Genomic DNA, 14667 nt, shown 5'->3' on the forward strand with positions numbered 1-14667 from the left:
TCGTCATGAACAGCATCGGCACGGAACTCGACACCCCCTGGTCCCACGAGCTGTGGCGCAGCACGCTGCTCCGGGAACCGCACCGTCAGGGCACCGCGGTCGCGCGCCACTACGCGTCCGCGCTGCCGATCAGCTACGCCACTGAAACCGATCCGGCACAGGCGATCCGCGACGTCGCCGAGGTGGAGCGCCTCGACGTCGACAGTGTGGCGCTGACGTTCACCACCACCGAGGCGTCCGCGCCGTACGAGAACCTCAAGATCTATGCGGTCGGGAAACCCGCGCCGCTCAACGAGGTTCTGCCGATCCTGTCCAGCCTCGGCGTCAACGCGCTCGACGAACGACCGGCCGCGCTGACCCGCCCGGACGGGCACCGTGCCTGGATCTACGACCTCACCGTCGATCTGGTCGCCGTGACGGACGGTCACGGGGTGACCCGGGACAGCCGGATCGCGGACGCGTTCCGGGCCGCGTGGACGGGTGAGACCGAGGTCGACGGGTTCAACGCGCTCGTCCTGCACGCCGGGCTCGGGTGGCGTCAGGTGACCGTCCTCCGCGCGTACGCCGCCTACCTGCGTCAGGCCGGGCTTCCGTACAGCCGCAGCAACGTCGAACGAGTCCTGCTGAGCAACAGTGCAATCACGAAACTCCTCGTCGAGTTCCACGCGCTCCGCCTCGACCCGGGCATCGAACGCGACGCCGCCGCGGAAGACGCGCTCGAGGGCCGCACCGTCGACGCGATCGACGCCGTCGCCGGGATCGACGCCGACCGGATTCTGCGGGCACTGCTCTCGCTGATCCGCGCCACCACCCGGACGACGTACTACGCCGAAGACCGTCGGGCCGCGCGCGCTCTCGCATTCAAGTTCGACTCCTCGTCGATCGACGAATTGCCGCTGCCCCGACCGAAATACGAGGCTTACGTGTACTCGCCCCGGATGGAGGGCGTGCACCTGCGATTCGACGACGTCGCCCGCGGCGGCATCCGGTGGTCGGATCGCCGCGACGACTTCCGCACCGAGATCCTCGGACTCGTCAAAGCGCAGGCGGTCAAGAACGCCGTCATCGTCCCCGCGGGAGCGAAAGGCGGCTTCGTCGTCAAGAACCCGCCCGTGCCGACCGGCGACGCCGCCGCCGACCGGGAGGCGATGTACTCGGCGGGCATCTCCTGCTACCGCGAATTCATCTCGAGCCTCCTCGACATGACGGACAACCTCGACATCACGACCCGGCAGGTGATCGCGCCGGAGGGCATCGTCCGGCGCGACGGCGACGACACGTACCTCGTGGTCGCCGCAGACAAAGGGACAGCGGCATTCTCGGACGTCGCCAACGCGATCGCACTCGAGCGCGGGTACTGGCTCGGCGACGGATTCGCGTCCGGCGGTTCCGTCGGTTACGACCACAAGGCGATGGGCATCACCGCCCGCGGTGCGTGGGAAAGCGTCATGCAGCACTTCCGCGAGATGGGCGTCGACACCCGCACCGACGACTTCACCGTCGTCGGCATCGGCGACATGAGCGGCGACGTCTTCGGAAACGGGATGCTGCTCAGCCCCCACATCCGCCTGCTCGCGGCATTCGACCATCGGCACGTCTTCATCGACCCCGATCCCGACCCGCAGCGGTCGTGGGACGAGCGGGCACGGCTCTTCGGGCTCGGCAGGTCGAGCTGGAAGGACTACGACAAGGCGGTCCTCAGCGACGGCGCGATGATCGTCGACCGGTCGGCGAAGTCCGTTCGGCTGACACCGCAGGCCCGGCGCGTTCTCGGGATCGACGACGATCCGGTCCTCACCACCGTCGAACTCGTGCGTGCCGTCCTCGGTGCGCCCGCGGACCTGCTGTGGAACGGCGGGGTCGGCACGTACGTGAAGGCGACGACGGAGAGCCACGCCGACGTCGGCGACAAGTCGAACGACGCGGTCCGGCTCGACGCGACCCAACTGCGCGTCCGGGTGGTCGGCGAAGGCGGCAACCTCGGCCTGACCCAGCTCGGGCGGATCGAATACGCGCGCAACGGCGGTCGCGTGAACACCGACGCGCTCGACAACTCGGCCGGCGTCGACTGCTCGGACCACGAGGTCAACATCAAGATCGCCCTGGCAGGCGCCACCGCCGACAACACCCTCGCCGCGCAGGACCGGCGAGAGTTGCTGTCCGACATGACCGACGACGTCAGCAGGCTCGTCCTCGCCGACAACCGCAGCCAGAACGAGATGATGAGCCTGAACCGGGCACAGGCCGGCACTCTCGTCAGCTTCCACTCCCGCATGGTCGACGACCTGGAACGGCGCGGCCACGTGGACCGCGCGATCGACGTGCTCCCGACGTCCGCGCAGTTCGGTGCACTCGAACGTGAGCAGAAGGGACTGACGAGCCCGGAGCTGGCGCAGCTCACCGCGCAGGTCAAGCGTTTCATCAAGAGCGAAGTGTCGGGCACGACCCTCCCCGACAACGGTGTCTACGCCGGCCGGCTGCACAACTACTTCCCGCCGCGCCTCGGCCGGGAGTTCGCGCACACGGTCGCCGCGCATCCGCTGCGCCGGGAGATCGTCACGACGTCGGTCGTCAACGACATGGTCGACCGAGCGGGGATGACGTACGCCTTCCGGCTGCGGGAGGAAACGGGCGCCGACTCCGCGGAGGCGGTGAACGCCTTCACCGCGGTCACCGAGATCTTCGACCTCGGAGCGACTTTCGAGCGGATCCGGGCGGCGGCCGACGCGACGCCGACGGCCGGGACGAACGCGCTGACGGTGCAGACCCAGCGACTGATCGACCGCGCGTCGCGGTGGCTGACCACGCACCGGCCGCAACCGCTGCCGCTCGAGGCCACCATCGCCCGCTACCGGCCGGTCGTCCGCGACCTCGGCCCGCGGGTCCGGGAATGGCTGCGCGGCGACGAGATCACCGCGGTGGAGCGGCGCACCGAGGCCCTCACATCGCGCGGGGCGGAGGCCGGGCTCGCCGCGGACGTGGCGGACCTGCTGCACACGTACTGCCTCCTCGACATCGTGGACATCGCGGAGATCTCACAGCACCGCCCCGAGGACGTCGCCGAACTGTACTTCGCGCTGTCGGCGCACCTGCACATCAACACCGCGCTGACCGCCGTCACGGCGCTCCCCCGGCTGGACCGGTGGCACGCCCTTGCACGTCTCGCCCTGCGCGACGACCTCTACAGCTCGCTGCGCGCCATCACCCTCGACGCGCTGTCCGTGAGCGAACCCGGCGATGACGCGGCCGACAAGGTGGACCAGTGGGAACAGCACAACGCCGCCCGGCTCGCCCGCGCGCGGGCACTGCTGACGGAAATCGAGTCGGAGGTCGCCACCGAACCCACACTGGCGCTGATCTCCGTCGCGGCCAGGCGGATCCGGGCGATGACGCGGTAGGCGCTTCGCGCCCGTGCGCCTTTCTGGTTGTTCCAGCTACCAAAAAGGCGCACAGGCCGCGGAGCGGCCTACAGTACCTGGGACAGGAACTGCTGCAGCCGTTCGGTTTCGGGCTTGTCGAACAGCTGGTCCGGCTTCCCGGTCTCGACGACGGCGCCGTGGTCCATGAACAGCACCGTGTCGGACACCTCGCGGGCGAAGCCCATCTCGTGGGTGACGACGACCATCGTCATGCCGCCCTTGGCGAGGTCGGCCATCAGCGCGAGGACACCCTTCACCAGTTCGGGGTCGAGTGCCGAGGTGGCCTCGTCGAAGAACATCACCTCGGGCTTCATCGCCAGGGCGCGGGCGATCGCGACGCGCTGCTGCTGCCCGCCCGACAGGTTCCCGGGCCGCGAGTCGGCCTTGTTGGCGAGCCCGACGAGTTCGAGCTGTTCGAGCGCCAGCGACCGCGCCTCGTCCTTGGACATCCCCTTGAGCTTGCGGGGCCCGAGGGCGATGTTGTCGACGACGGTCTTGTGCGGGAACAGGTTGAAGTGCTGGAACACCATGCCGATGCGCTGCCGCAGCTTGTCCGGGTTGTCCTTCAGCACCGACTTCCCGTCGAGCAGGACGTCGCCCTGATCGGGTTCGTGCAGCCGGTTGAGGACCCGCAGCAGGGTGGACTTTCCGGAGCCGGACGGTCCGATCACGGTGACGGTGTCGCCGGCGTCGACGTGGAGGTCGACGCCGCGGAGCACCTTGTTGGTGCCGAACGCGAGGTGCAGGTCGGTGCCAGTGAGAGAGACGGCCATCGCCTTATCCCCTTTCCACGACGATGGACTGTTCCACCGGGTCGAGCGTGCCGGACGTGTCGGCGCGGCCGGTGCGCAGGCGGTTGTCGATGTAGTTGACGAGGTGGGTCAGCGGAATCGTCATCGCCAGGTAGAACAGGCCGGCGGCGACGAGCGGCGACAGGTTGCCGGTCTGCGCGTTGAGGTCGCGGCCGACGGCGAACAGTTCCCGCTGGCTGACGAGCAGGCCGAGGAAGTAGATCAGCGACGAGTCCTTGATCAGGGAGATGAACTGGTTCATCAGCGCAGGCAGCACCCGTCGCACACCCTGCGGAACGACGACGAGCGTCATCGACTTCCGGTAGCTGAAACCGAGCGCCCGGGACGCCTCGAGTTGTCCGGGTTCGACGCTCTGGATGCCGGACCGGAAGATCTCACCGATGTAGGCGGACGCGAGCAGTGACAGCGCGGCCGCACCGAGCCAGTACGGGTTGTTGCCGGTGAGTCCCTTGACGATGGGTCCGGCGCCGAGACCGACGATGAGGATGATGACGACGGCGGGCAGCCCGCGGAACACGTCCGTGTAGACGCGGGCGGGCCAGCGGAGCCAGCGGGTGCGGGAGATGCCTGCCATCGCGAGCAGCATGCCGAGGACGGTGCCGACGATGCCCGACGCCAACGCCAGGATCAGCGTGTTCGGCAGACCGGTCTTGAGCAGATCCGGGAACGCCCGCGTGTAGAGGTCCCAGTTGAAGAACGTGTCTTTCAGCTGCTGGAGTGTCGACTTGGGTTCCGCGACCGGGGTTTCGGTCGTGTTCTGCGAGTTCTGGGCGGCCAGCGCGGCGAAGTCCGGCAGGTCGGGCACCGGTGCCGCCTTGCTGCCGGGCTTCCAGCCCTCGGGCAGTTCGCGGGGCACCCAGTCGGAGTACAGCTGCGCCCAGGTGCCGTCTGCGATGACGGCGTCGAGCCCGGAGTTGAGGGCGTCGATGAGCGGCTGGTTCTCCTTGTTGACGGCCCAGCCCACGAAGTTGTTGACGCTGAAGGTGTTCTCGACGATCGACGTGGGATCGCCCGGCGCGATGGCGCCCTCGGCCTGCTGCGACGGCGCCACCCAGGCGTCGATCTGCCCGGACTTCAGGTTCGCGTACGCGGTGGCGTAGTCGGGGAACTTCACCGGGTTCAGCTTCAGCGTGTTCACGACGTAGTCGTCCTGGACGGTGCCCTGGACGACACCGATCCGAGTGGTCGCGGTCAGGTCGTCGAAGCCCTGGATCGGACCGCCGTTGGGCACGACGAGGGAGAAGTAGCCGAAGTCGTAGCCGTTGGTGAAGCCGACGGTGTTGCGGCGCTCGTCCGTTGTCGTGATGGACGAGGATCCGACGTCGAAGCGGCGTCCGGCGACCTGGGCGAGTAGTCCGGCGAACTCGGTGCCGACGAAGTCGACGCGCAGGCCCAGCTTGTCGGCGACGGCCTTCAGCAGTTCGTTGTCGTAGCCCGTGAACTCGTTCTCCGAGTTCACGCAGATGCTCGGCGGTGCGTCGGACAGCGTGCCGACGGTGAGCACGCCGGGGGTGATGAGGTTCAGTTTCGACGCGTCGATCTGGTCGATCGGGGTGGTCGACGGTGTCGTGTAGCGGTCCTCGGCCGCGGCGCCGGAGGCGGCGAGATTGGTCGGGGCGGCAGTGGCCGCGCCCACGCCGGGTGGCGAACACAGATCCTGCGGTGCCGCCCCCGACGTCTCCCCGTCACTCGAACACGACGACAGGGTCAGCGCCAGCAGGGCGGTGAGCAGTAGCGCCACCACCACTCGGATCTTCGCTCCGACGGAAGAAAACATGGTGAGCAGCGTAACCCTGGCGGTCGGTATTTCCGGGGTCGGAGGACGTGCGGGGCGACGCCCGTCACTCTCCTTGTTTGTCATACAAACAAAGTCGAGTTATTGTTTGTCATACAAACAAGCGGGAGGCAGTCATGGTGTCGCAGACGGGCCGAGCAGCGCGTGCCACTAGGGAGTCCGGTCGCCAGACCCGCGACGCCCTGTTCACCGCCGCCACCGAACTCTTTCTCGAGCACGGCGAGGGCGTCCCCATCACGCAGATCTGCGCCGCCGCGGGGGCCCACCCCAACCAGGTGACCTATTACTACGGTTCCAAGGAGCGGCTCTTTGTCGAGGTCGCGTGCGCTGCCGTCCTGCGTGCCGGCAAACGGGCCGAGGACGATGCGGCCACCGCGGAGACCGTCGGCGACTACACGGAGAAGCTCGTCGGCTCCCTGCTCGGGCCCGGCGCGCCCAGCGTCGAACTCTTCACCTCGGCGATGCTGATGACGGGACGCCGCGGCGAACTGCGCGACCTCATCACCGACACCCTCCGCACCCTGCACTCCTCGGGCGAGGACGCGCTGATCCGCACCCTGATACGCACCGGCTGGAAACTGCGCGCCGGCATCGACGTCGAATCGAAGGCGTTCTGGTCGGCGATCTTCGGCCTCGTGATCCAGAAGACCGCCACCGGTGAGAGCTTCGGCTACTCGCTCGAGGAGGCCGTCGCCGTCATCTTCGCGAACCTGCAGATCCCCGAGACCGTCCGCAACACCTCCATCGACTGACCTTCTCTCCTCCAAGGAGCGCGATGAACATCGTTCGCGTATTCGACAGCAACGTCCGGAAGACGCCCGACAAGGCCTTTCTCCATTTTCAGGGTCGCGACCATACGTATGGTTCCGTGCAGGACGGCAGCCGCCACGCCGCCGCCCTGCTACGGAAACTGGGGGTCGGGCACGGCGACCGCGTCGCTCTGATGTGTTTCAACACCCCCGGCTTCGTCTACGCGATGCTCGGCGCCTGGCGCATCGGCGCGGTGGTGGTGCCGGTCAACCACAAGATGCAGGCACCCGAGGTCGACTACATCCTGCGGCACGCGCAGGTGAAGGTATGCGTCTTCGACGGCGACCTCGCACCCGTCATCGAGCGACTCGAGACGCCGGTGCAGCTGCTGTCCACCGACACCGCCGTGGAGGGCCACGCCTTCTTCGACGACGCGATCGCGGACCTGGACGGCATCGACGGCATCGAGCCGGACGAGAACGACCCCGCGGAAATCCTCTACACGTCCGGCACCACCGGCGCGCCCAAGGGTTGCGTGCACAGTCATCGCAACGTCGTGCTCGTGGCGACCACGGCAGCCCTCGGTCTGTCGATCACCCGCGACGAGCGACTGCTGATGGCCGTCCCGATCTGGCACGCGTCGCCGCTCAACAACTGGCTGATGGCGACGCTGTACATGGGCGGCACCGTCGTGCTCGTCCGCGAATACCATCCCGTCCACTTCCTGGAAGCGGTACAGCAGCAACGCATCACGCTGTGCTTCGGGCCGCCGGTCATCTACACCACGGCGCTGAATGCGGTACGAAACTTCGCCGACTACGACCTGTCCAGCGTCCGGGCCTGGCTCTACGGCGGCGGACCTATCGGCGCCGATGTGGCGCGCCGACTCGTCGAGTCGTACCGGACCACCCGCTTCTACCAGGTGTACGGGATGACGGAGACCGGTCCCGTGGGGGCCGTCCTCTACCCGGAGGAACAGCTCGCGAAGGCCGGCTCGATCGGCCGGGCGGCGCTCGCCGGCGTCGACATGCGCCTGGCCGGCCCCGACGGCATCGACGTGCCCGCCGGGGAGATCGGCGAGATCTGGCTGCGCACCGAGACCGTGATGCAGGGCTACCTCGACGATCCCGACGCCACCGCAGCCGCGTTCGCCGACGGCGGCTGGTACCGCACAGGCGATCTCGCACGCCAGGACGACGACGGCTACCTCTTCATCGTCGACCGGGCGAAAGACATGATCATCACCGGCGGCGAGAACGTCTATTCCAAGGAGGTGGAGGACGCCATCTCCGGCCATCCCGACGTCGTGGATGTCGCGGTGGTGGGCCGGCCGCACCCCGAGTGGGGCGAGACCGTCGTCGCGCACGTCGTGTGGCGTGAACCGGACGTCGTGGGTGCCGACGACATCCGCGACTACCTGTCGGACAAGCTGGCGCGCTACAAGATTCCCCGCGACTACGTGTTCGCCACCGTGTTGCCCCGCACCCCCACCGGCAAGATCCAGAAGCACCTGATCCGCTCCGCGAGCTGACTCACGAAAGACACTGTCATGACTACTTTTTCCGAAACGAATATCACCCATCCCGCACCCCACCGGACGCACACCGTGCTCAACCAGTCGGTGCCCCGCACCGACGTCAACGAGTTCACCCTCGACACGGTGCTGGCCGAGGGCGTGCGCCGCCACGACGCCGACTGGGCCACCGGCGAACTCACCGACATCGGCGCACTCGTTGGCAGCGCCACGTTCCAGCACGACGCCGAACTCGCCAACACGATCATCCCCGAACTGAAGACGTTCGACCGCTGGGGCAACCGAATCGACGAGGTCGAATACCACCCCGCGTACCACCGGATCATCTCCGCGGCCGTCGCGCACGGGGCGCACACGTCGGCGTGGGCCGACCCGAAGCCCGGTGCGAATGTCGCTCGCGCAGCGGCGTTCATGATGTTCGCGCAGATCGAACCCGGACACTCCTGCCCGATCTCGATGACCAACGCCGTCATCCCCTCCCTCGACCTGCAACCCGACGTCGCCGCGATCTGGAAGCCGCGCGCGCTGTCCCGCAGCTACACCCCCGAACTCGACGCACCCGGCAAGGCGTCCGCGATCTTCGGCATGTCCATGACGGAGAAGCAGGGTGGCTCCGACGTCCGGGCCAACACCACCGTCGCGACACCCGCCGGACGCGGCGGTCCCGGCGCCGACTACCTGCTGACCGGACACAAGTGGTTCTGCTCCGCGCCGATGTCCGACGCGTTCCTCGTGCTCGCGCAGGCGGAAGGCGCGGGCGGCGACGGCCTCTCGTGCTTCCTGCTGCCCCGCATCCTCCCGGACGGCACCCGCAACGTCTTCCGCATCCAGCGGCTGAAGAACAAGCTGGGCAACAAGTCCAACGCGTCGTCCGAGATCGAACTCGACGGCACCGTCGGCGTCATGGTCGGTGAACCGGGACGCGGCGTCCGCACCATCATCGAGATGGTCGCGCGCACCCGCCTCGACTGCGTGCTCGGCAGCACCGCGGGCATGCGGCAGTCCGTCGCCGAGGCAGTGTGGCACGCCCGCCACCGCTCGGCGTTCGGGAAGGTCCTGGCCGATCAGCCGGCCATGACGTCGGTGCTGGCCGACCTGGCGCTGGAGTCGGAGGCGGCCACCGTCACCGCGCTGCGCCTCGCCCGGGCACACGACGACGACGCGAACGAGCAGGAACGCAGCTTCCGCCGGCTCGCGACCGCGGTCGCGAAGTACTGGATCTGCAAGCGCGGCCCGCAGCACGCCTACGAGGCGCTGGAATGCCTGGGCGGCAACGGTTACACCGAGGACTTCCCGCTCGCCCGCCGCTACCGGGAGCAGCCCGTCATGGCCGTGTGGGAGGGGTCTGGCAACGTCATCGCCCTCGACGTCCTGCGCGCGATGACCCGCGAACCCGACAGCGTCGCCGCATTCGACGCCGAGGTGAACCTGGCCCGCGGCAGCAACGCGGTGCTCGACGAGCACCTCGACCGGGTCCGTCGTCAGCTCGGCGAACTCGCCACCGAGGACCCGGCCCGCGCACAGTTGCGCGCCCGCACCGTCGTCGAATCGATGGCCCTCGCACTGCAGGCGTCGCTGCTGGTTCGGTTCTCCCCTGCTTCGGTAGCGGACGCATTCGTCGACGCCCGCCTCGGCCCCGACCGCACGCACGAGTACGGCACGCTCTCCCCCTCCGCCGATCTCGGGTCCATCCTCGACCGGGCGTAGGCGGCTCTGCCGCCCGTGCGCCTTTTTGGTAGCTGGAACAACCAGAAAGGCGCACAAGCCCGGAGGGCCTACTTCAGCACCGTCGGACCCAGGAACTCGCACACCTGCAAGGCGAGAGCGAGATCCAGCTTGCTGTGGGTGCCGGTGGCGGGCTCGCCGAGGGCTTTGGTGATGCGGTATTTGACGGTGTTGCGGTGCAGGTTCATCTGCTGGGCGGTGTGGAGGTGGCTTTCGCCGGTCGCGAAGTAGGTGCTGAGCGTGGTCCGCAGTGTCGCGGCCTGGTCGGTGTTCTCCGCGAGCGGGCCGAGGACCTCCCACACCCAGGCTCGGGTGGAGTCCAGGTTCTCGGCGAGGAGGGAGACGACGGCGACGCCGCGGTCGCCGAAGCCGACGATCGGCCGGGCCTGGGTGTTGGGCACGGTGGCGACGGAGTAGGCGGCGCGGGCCTGTTCGTGTGACCGCCGGAATCCCGCGATCCCGGTCGCGGGCAGTCCGATCGCGGTCCGGATTCCCGGGTTCGCGGGCAGGGTTGCGGCGAGTTCGGTGGTGTCGAGGACGGGCTTCCGGCGGCCGAAAGGGAGCCAGGCCCACAGGGTTCGGCGGTCGATGGCGGTGACGATGGGTGCTGAGTCGGTGGCGAGGTGGCGGGCGAGGTCCCGCACGTAGTGGTCGAGGGTGTTGAGGCTCGCCTCGGTGTCGGGACCGGTGGACCACAGGATCATCGCGACGTGCGTCTGCTCGAGCCGGTAGTGCGTTTCGGTCTCGAATGCGGACCCGTCGTCGCCCGTTCCGGTGAGGAGGGTGTGGATGGTCGACGAGTGGACGTTGCCGCGGGCACCCAGCCAGCGCCGTCGTTCCTGCTCGTAGGCGTCGAACACGTACAGCGTGATCCAGTCGATGTAGCTGTACACGACCTCCGAAATGTGTTTGAGCACAGCGAGGGTCAGCGGTCCGGACAATTGGAGGGAGCTGACCTCGTCGTAGCAGATCTTGATCAGGTCGTCCTGGCCCATGTGGTACGCGCGGACCAGCGAGTTCGACGACACGTCGCGTTGGGCCAGCCGCAGCGCGTACTCCACGGCGGCGGTGGTGGGCTGCAGGTGATCGACGGGAATGTCGTTGGCGAGGACGTGCACGATCGTCGAGACGTTGCCGTTCACGCTCGCCTCGAGCAGTTCGACGAGTTGCGGGTCTTCGTCGAGTTGGTCGATCTCGTGCGCGAGCAGCGCGCTCATCGAGCGGGTGATCTCCGCTTGCCGCACATCGAGTTTCCGGGCGATACCGGCGACGATGTCGAGGACCTCGGCTTCCGCCATCGCGGGCACCCGCGCCATGCGGCGCCTGGCACCGGCGCCGCGGTCGCCGGGGGCGGGACTGCTCACAGCACGTCCCCTCCGCCCTTCCGCAGATAGCGCAGGGCCGATTGCGCCGCGTTGTACCCACACATGCCGTGTGCCCCGGCGCCGGGCGGCGTCGATGCCGAACACAGGTACGTGCCGGGGATCCCGGTGCTGTACGGGTCGAGGGCGATGCGCGGCCGCAGCACTACCTGGGTTTCGGTGTTGGCTCCGCCGATGATGTCGCCGCCGACGTAATTGGGATTCGACGCGGCCAGACGCGCCGGTCCGCTACTCACCGTGGCGACGACGCGGTCCCGGAAGCCAGGGGCGAACCGTTCGATCTGCGCGGTGATCGCCTCCGTCGCGTCGCCTGTGTAGCCGTGCGGGACATGGGCGTACGCGTACAGCGGATGCAGATCGCCGTTCGAACGACTGCGATCGGCGAGGTATTGCTGACCGAGGAGGACGAACGGCCGCCCCGGCATCCGGCCCGCAGCGACGTCGCGTTCGGCGGCCGCGATCTCGGCGAAGCTGCCACCCAGGTGGACGGTCCCGGCGCGTCCACATTCGGGATCGGCCCACGGCACCCCGCCCTGGATGGCGAAGTCGACCTTGAAGGCGGCGGGCGCGTGCTTGAACCGCCGGTACGCACGGGCCACCCGGTCGGGCAGGCGAGCGCCCAGGATGCCGAGCGCGGCGGACGGCGCGACGTCCAGCAGGACGACGTCGGCGGGCGGAAGTTCGTTCCAATCGCGGACGTGGACACCGGTGGTGATCTTGCCGCCCCGGTCGGTGAGCAGGGCGGCGAGTGCGCCGGTGATCGACTGCGACCCGCCCTCGGCGACCGGCCAGCCGTAGCGGTGCCCGGCGGCGACGATCATCATCCCGACCGCGGACGTCGCGGGCCGGTCGAGGCGGTAGTAGGCGTGCGCGGCGGCGCCGCCGAACAGTGCGCGGGCCTTGTCGGTGCGCCACCAGCGGGCCGTCACCGCGGCCGGCAGCAGGGCCCGGGGTCCGAAGCTGGCGAGCCGAAGCGGGTGCCGGGGCACGTTCGCGATCGGACGCATGAGGTCGGCGGCCAGGTCGTCGAATCCGTCGGCGAGTCCGCCGAACATGCGCTGCCAGCGCGCGCCGTCCTCGCCGAGTCCGGCGGCGGTGGCCGCGATCGACCGGTGCAGCAACCCCGCCTCACCGGAGTCGAGGGGGTGGGCGCAGTCGATCTCCGGCCACTTCCACGTCAACCCGTACCGGCCGAGGTCGAGGGTCTGCAGATACGGCGACCCGGCACCCATCGGGTGGAACGCCGAGCACTCGTCGTGCAGCAGTCCCGGGACGGTGAGTTCGCCGGAGCGGGTGCCGCCGCCGATGGTGTCGGCGGCCTCGAGGACCTGGACGTCGACGCCGTGCCGGGCGAGGTGGACCGCGGCGGCGAGCCCGTTGGGCCCGCTGCCGACCACGACTGCGGTGGTCACGGCCGCACCACCAGATCTGTCTCCTGCATCCTCGCCTCCCGCGTCCGCACGTTCGAGCCGTCTCCTTCCAGTGTCCACTGCACGTCGAACGGAATGGGACCGTTCGGCAGCCACGGCTGCTCGTTGATAGCGTCGGACACCTTGTAGGTTCCCCGCTCGATGACGCCGAGGGCGGCGTCGATCACCTTGTACTGCTGAGTGCCCCTGTGGATGGGCTGCGATTCGATCCACGCGACGACGAACTCGCCAGGAGCGAAGTTGCAGCGCCGCTGGAGTGCCGCAATCAGGAACTCGTTGTGCAGGTGACCGTCACCGAAGTTGAATGCCACCAGCGAGTTGCAGCTGAACTCCGCCTCGCGCAGCGAGTAGGTGTCGATGTCGTCGCCGAGGTGGCGCATCATCAGCGAGAACAACGCCCGCCCCTGGCTGTGCATCGACCGCCAGCCGAGCAGTTGGTGCATCACCACGTCCGCGACCTCCGGCGGGTAGGTGGCGAGCAGCTGGGTGCGCGTGTTCTTGGTGGGACGGATGATGTGCTCGTCGAGCTTCTCCTCGGCGCCCGGTGCGAAGGCCCAGGTGGCGGACGCCCAGTTGCCGGCGTACTGACGCATCGACGGCAGGAACGAGACGAGGTCGGGGCGCAGGTTGCCGAGGATCGGGAAGAACACCAGGGCGGCGACGATCACCGCGGTCAGCCACACCGAGGACATGTCGGCCACGCCGTACCCGTCCCAGGCGGGAAATCCGAGGAACAGGAAGATCGACGCGTAGGCGAACAGCAGGTTCCACTCGAGCGGCACCGCCAGCGGGAACGTGGACAGGATGAACAGGTGGAACGCGACCATCAGCGCGACTGCGAGCAGCGTCAGCGTGCGGTTGGTGGAGAACAGCAGCACCAGCGGGGTCACCACCTCCACGACCGTCCCGAGCACATGGGCGACACCACCGGCGACGATCGACGGCCGCAGGTCCTCGGGGAAGTTGCGGTAGTGCGCGCGCTTGATCTTCTTGAACGGCATCCACGGGGTGTTGCTCAGCATCGGCGGCACCACCATCGAGAAGTGGTGCCCGAGCTTGGAGACGCCCGCCCCGACCCACACCGAGACGATCAGCAGCTTCAGCGCGATGATCATGTCGACGAACGGCAGGACCCCGAAGAAGACGATCGCGGGCAGGTACTGCTCGCTGCGAGCCGCGATGAAGATGACCTTGTCGCGCAGACCGATCAGCACCAGCAGCGCGATCAGGGGAAACAGCACCGCGGGGCGGACGAGTCCGGAGTTGTCGGTGATGGCCGCGTCGATCGACGACGTGTGTACTCCCGGAAGTATCAGCGCCACAATGATGTTGAGCAGTAACGCCGCGTAGATCAGGACGTCGCCGACGGTGCGGGTGTCGCCCGAGGTGAACGGCACCTTGCCCGGCCACGGTGGGAGCCGGATGGTCCCGGGGCGCAGCCAGTACAGGATGCCGCCGGTCATCGGCTTGAAGTGCCCGGCGAGCGGACCCCACGAACCGGCGAGACCCACCGATTCGAGCAGCACCGTCCACAGGATCAGTTTCTGGTAGACGATCGGCTGGTTCCACCAGGCGCCGACGTCGAGGACGTTCAGGCCGGACGTGAATGTCGCGAGCGACAGTCCGATGCCGAGGTAGAGGACGAGCAGTTTCAGAATGTAGATGGTGTGCACCATCTTCGGGGTTCCGAAGCCGTAGTCGACCCAATGGGTCGACATGGCGCGCAGGCGGTCGCGGAACGGAAGATCGAGGAAGGTGGCGGGGTCGACTTCGGGGAAGTTCCCGGTCTTGAATCCCATGGGAGGCTCCTGAGGGTAGGG

9 protein-coding genes are annotated in these 14667 nt (G+C 68.3%); 4 read left to right on the forward strand and 5 right to left on the reverse strand.

What is annotated here, in order from left to right:
• Positions 1–5: 5 nt before the first annotated feature.
• Positions 6–3398, forward strand: coding sequence for an NAD-glutamate dehydrogenase domain-containing protein (locus HGB39_RS20945; RefSeq protein ID WP_064080194.1), 3393 nt, complete (start codon positions 6–8; stop codon positions 3396–3398).
• A gap of 68 nt (positions 3399–3466) precedes the next feature.
• Here the strand turns inward: HGB39_RS20945 and HGB39_RS20950 are convergent, their stop codons facing one another.
• Together HGB39_RS20950 and HGB39_RS20955 are read right to left on the reverse strand one after the other, a co-directional pair.
• Entirely contained in the window at positions 3467–4192 is a 726-nt protein-coding gene (locus tag HGB39_RS20950) for an amino acid ABC transporter ATP-binding protein (protein ID WP_005249317.1), read from the reverse strand.
• Between the two features lie 4 nt (positions 4193–4196).
• Positions 4197–6008, reverse strand: a complete 1812-nt coding sequence (locus tag HGB39_RS20955; protein WP_037203497.1) for an ABC transporter substrate-binding protein/permease — start codon at positions 6006–6008, stop codon at positions 4197–4199.
• Positions 6009–6142: 134 nt separating this feature from the next.
• Here HGB39_RS20955 and HGB39_RS20960 point away from each other — a divergent pair, with 134 nt between their 5' ends.
• From HGB39_RS20960 to HGB39_RS20970, 3 genes are read left to right on the forward strand one after another with little or no spacing between them, the layout of a single operon-like run.
• The gene (locus HGB39_RS20960; RefSeq protein WP_005570377.1) at positions 6143–6778 is read left to right on the forward strand and encodes a TetR/AcrR family transcriptional regulator C-terminal domain-containing protein; all 636 of its coding nucleotides are present in this window, start codon (positions 6143–6145) and stop codon (positions 6776–6778) included.
• A gap of 23 nt (positions 6779–6801) precedes the next feature.
• Positions 6802–8307, forward strand: coding sequence for a class I adenylate-forming enzyme family protein (locus HGB39_RS20965; RefSeq protein ID WP_005570375.1), 1506 nt, complete (start codon positions 6802–6804; stop codon positions 8305–8307).
• 18 nt (positions 8308–8325) lie between these two features.
• Positions 8326–10017 carry an acyl-CoA dehydrogenase family protein gene (locus HGB39_RS20970; RefSeq protein ID WP_005570373.1) on the forward strand — a complete coding sequence of 564 codons (1692 nt, stop codon included), beginning with the start codon at positions 8326–8328 and terminating at the stop codon, positions 10015–10017.
• A 68-nt stretch (positions 10018–10085) separates the two neighbouring features.
• Here the strand turns inward: HGB39_RS20970 and HGB39_RS20975 are convergent, their stop codons facing one another.
• The 3 genes from HGB39_RS20975 to HGB39_RS20985 are packed head-to-tail and all read right to left on the reverse strand — an operon-like array spanning position 10086 to position 14646.
• Complete coding sequence (locus HGB39_RS20975; protein WP_005570371.1) at positions 10086–11399, reverse strand: PucR family transcriptional regulator; 1314 nt, start codon at positions 11397–11399, stop codon at positions 10086–10088.
• Positions 11396–12829: a phytoene desaturase family protein gene (locus tag HGB39_RS20980; RefSeq protein WP_005570368.1), complete on the reverse strand. Its 1434-nt coding sequence runs from the start codon at positions 12827–12829 to the stop codon at positions 11396–11398. The genes HGB39_RS20975 and HGB39_RS20980 overlap by 4 nt, the downstream gene beginning before the upstream one ends.
• A complete protein-coding gene (locus HGB39_RS20985) occupies positions 12826–14646 on the reverse strand; it encodes a DUF3556 domain-containing protein (RefSeq protein ID WP_005570365.1) in 1821 nt (606 codons plus the stop codon). Before HGB39_RS20985 ends, HGB39_RS20980 begins: the two co-directional genes overlap by 4 nt.
• Positions 14647–14667: the final 21 nt, after the last annotated feature.

The sequence above is a fragment of the Rhodococcus opacus genome, assembly GCF_012396235.1.
Lineage (GTDB): Bacteria > Actinomycetota > Actinomycetes > Mycobacteriales > Mycobacteriaceae > Rhodococcus_F > Rhodococcus_F opacus.

What these genes read in the sequence shown, in the direction of transcription:
- HGB39_RS20945 (WP_064080194.1), top strand. Translation starts at nt 6, where the DNA reads ATGAACAGCATCGGCACGGAACTCGACACCCCCTGGTCCCACGAGCTG.
- HGB39_RS20985 (WP_005570365.1), bottom strand. Translation starts at nt 14,646, where the DNA reads ATGGGATTCAAGACCGGGAACTTCCCCGAAGTCGACCCCGCCACCTTC.
- HGB39_RS20950 (WP_005249317.1), bottom strand. Translation starts at nt 4,192, where the DNA reads ATGGCCGTCTCTCTCACTGGCACCGACCTGCACCTCGCGTTCGGCACC.
- HGB39_RS20960 (WP_005570377.1), top strand. Translation starts at nt 6,143, where the DNA reads ATGGTGTCGCAGACGGGCCGAGCAGCGCGTGCCACTAGGGAGTCCGGT.
- HGB39_RS20965 (WP_005570375.1), top strand. Translation starts at nt 6,802, where the DNA reads ATGAACATCGTTCGCGTATTCGACAGCAACGTCCGGAAGACGCCCGAC.
- HGB39_RS20970 (WP_005570373.1), top strand. Translation starts at nt 8,326, where the DNA reads ATGACTACTTTTTCCGAAACGAATATCACCCATCCCGCACCCCACCGG.
- HGB39_RS20955 (WP_037203497.1), bottom strand. Translation starts at nt 6,008, where the DNA reads ATGTTTTCTTCCGTCGGAGCGAAGATCCGAGTGGTGGTGGCGCTACTG.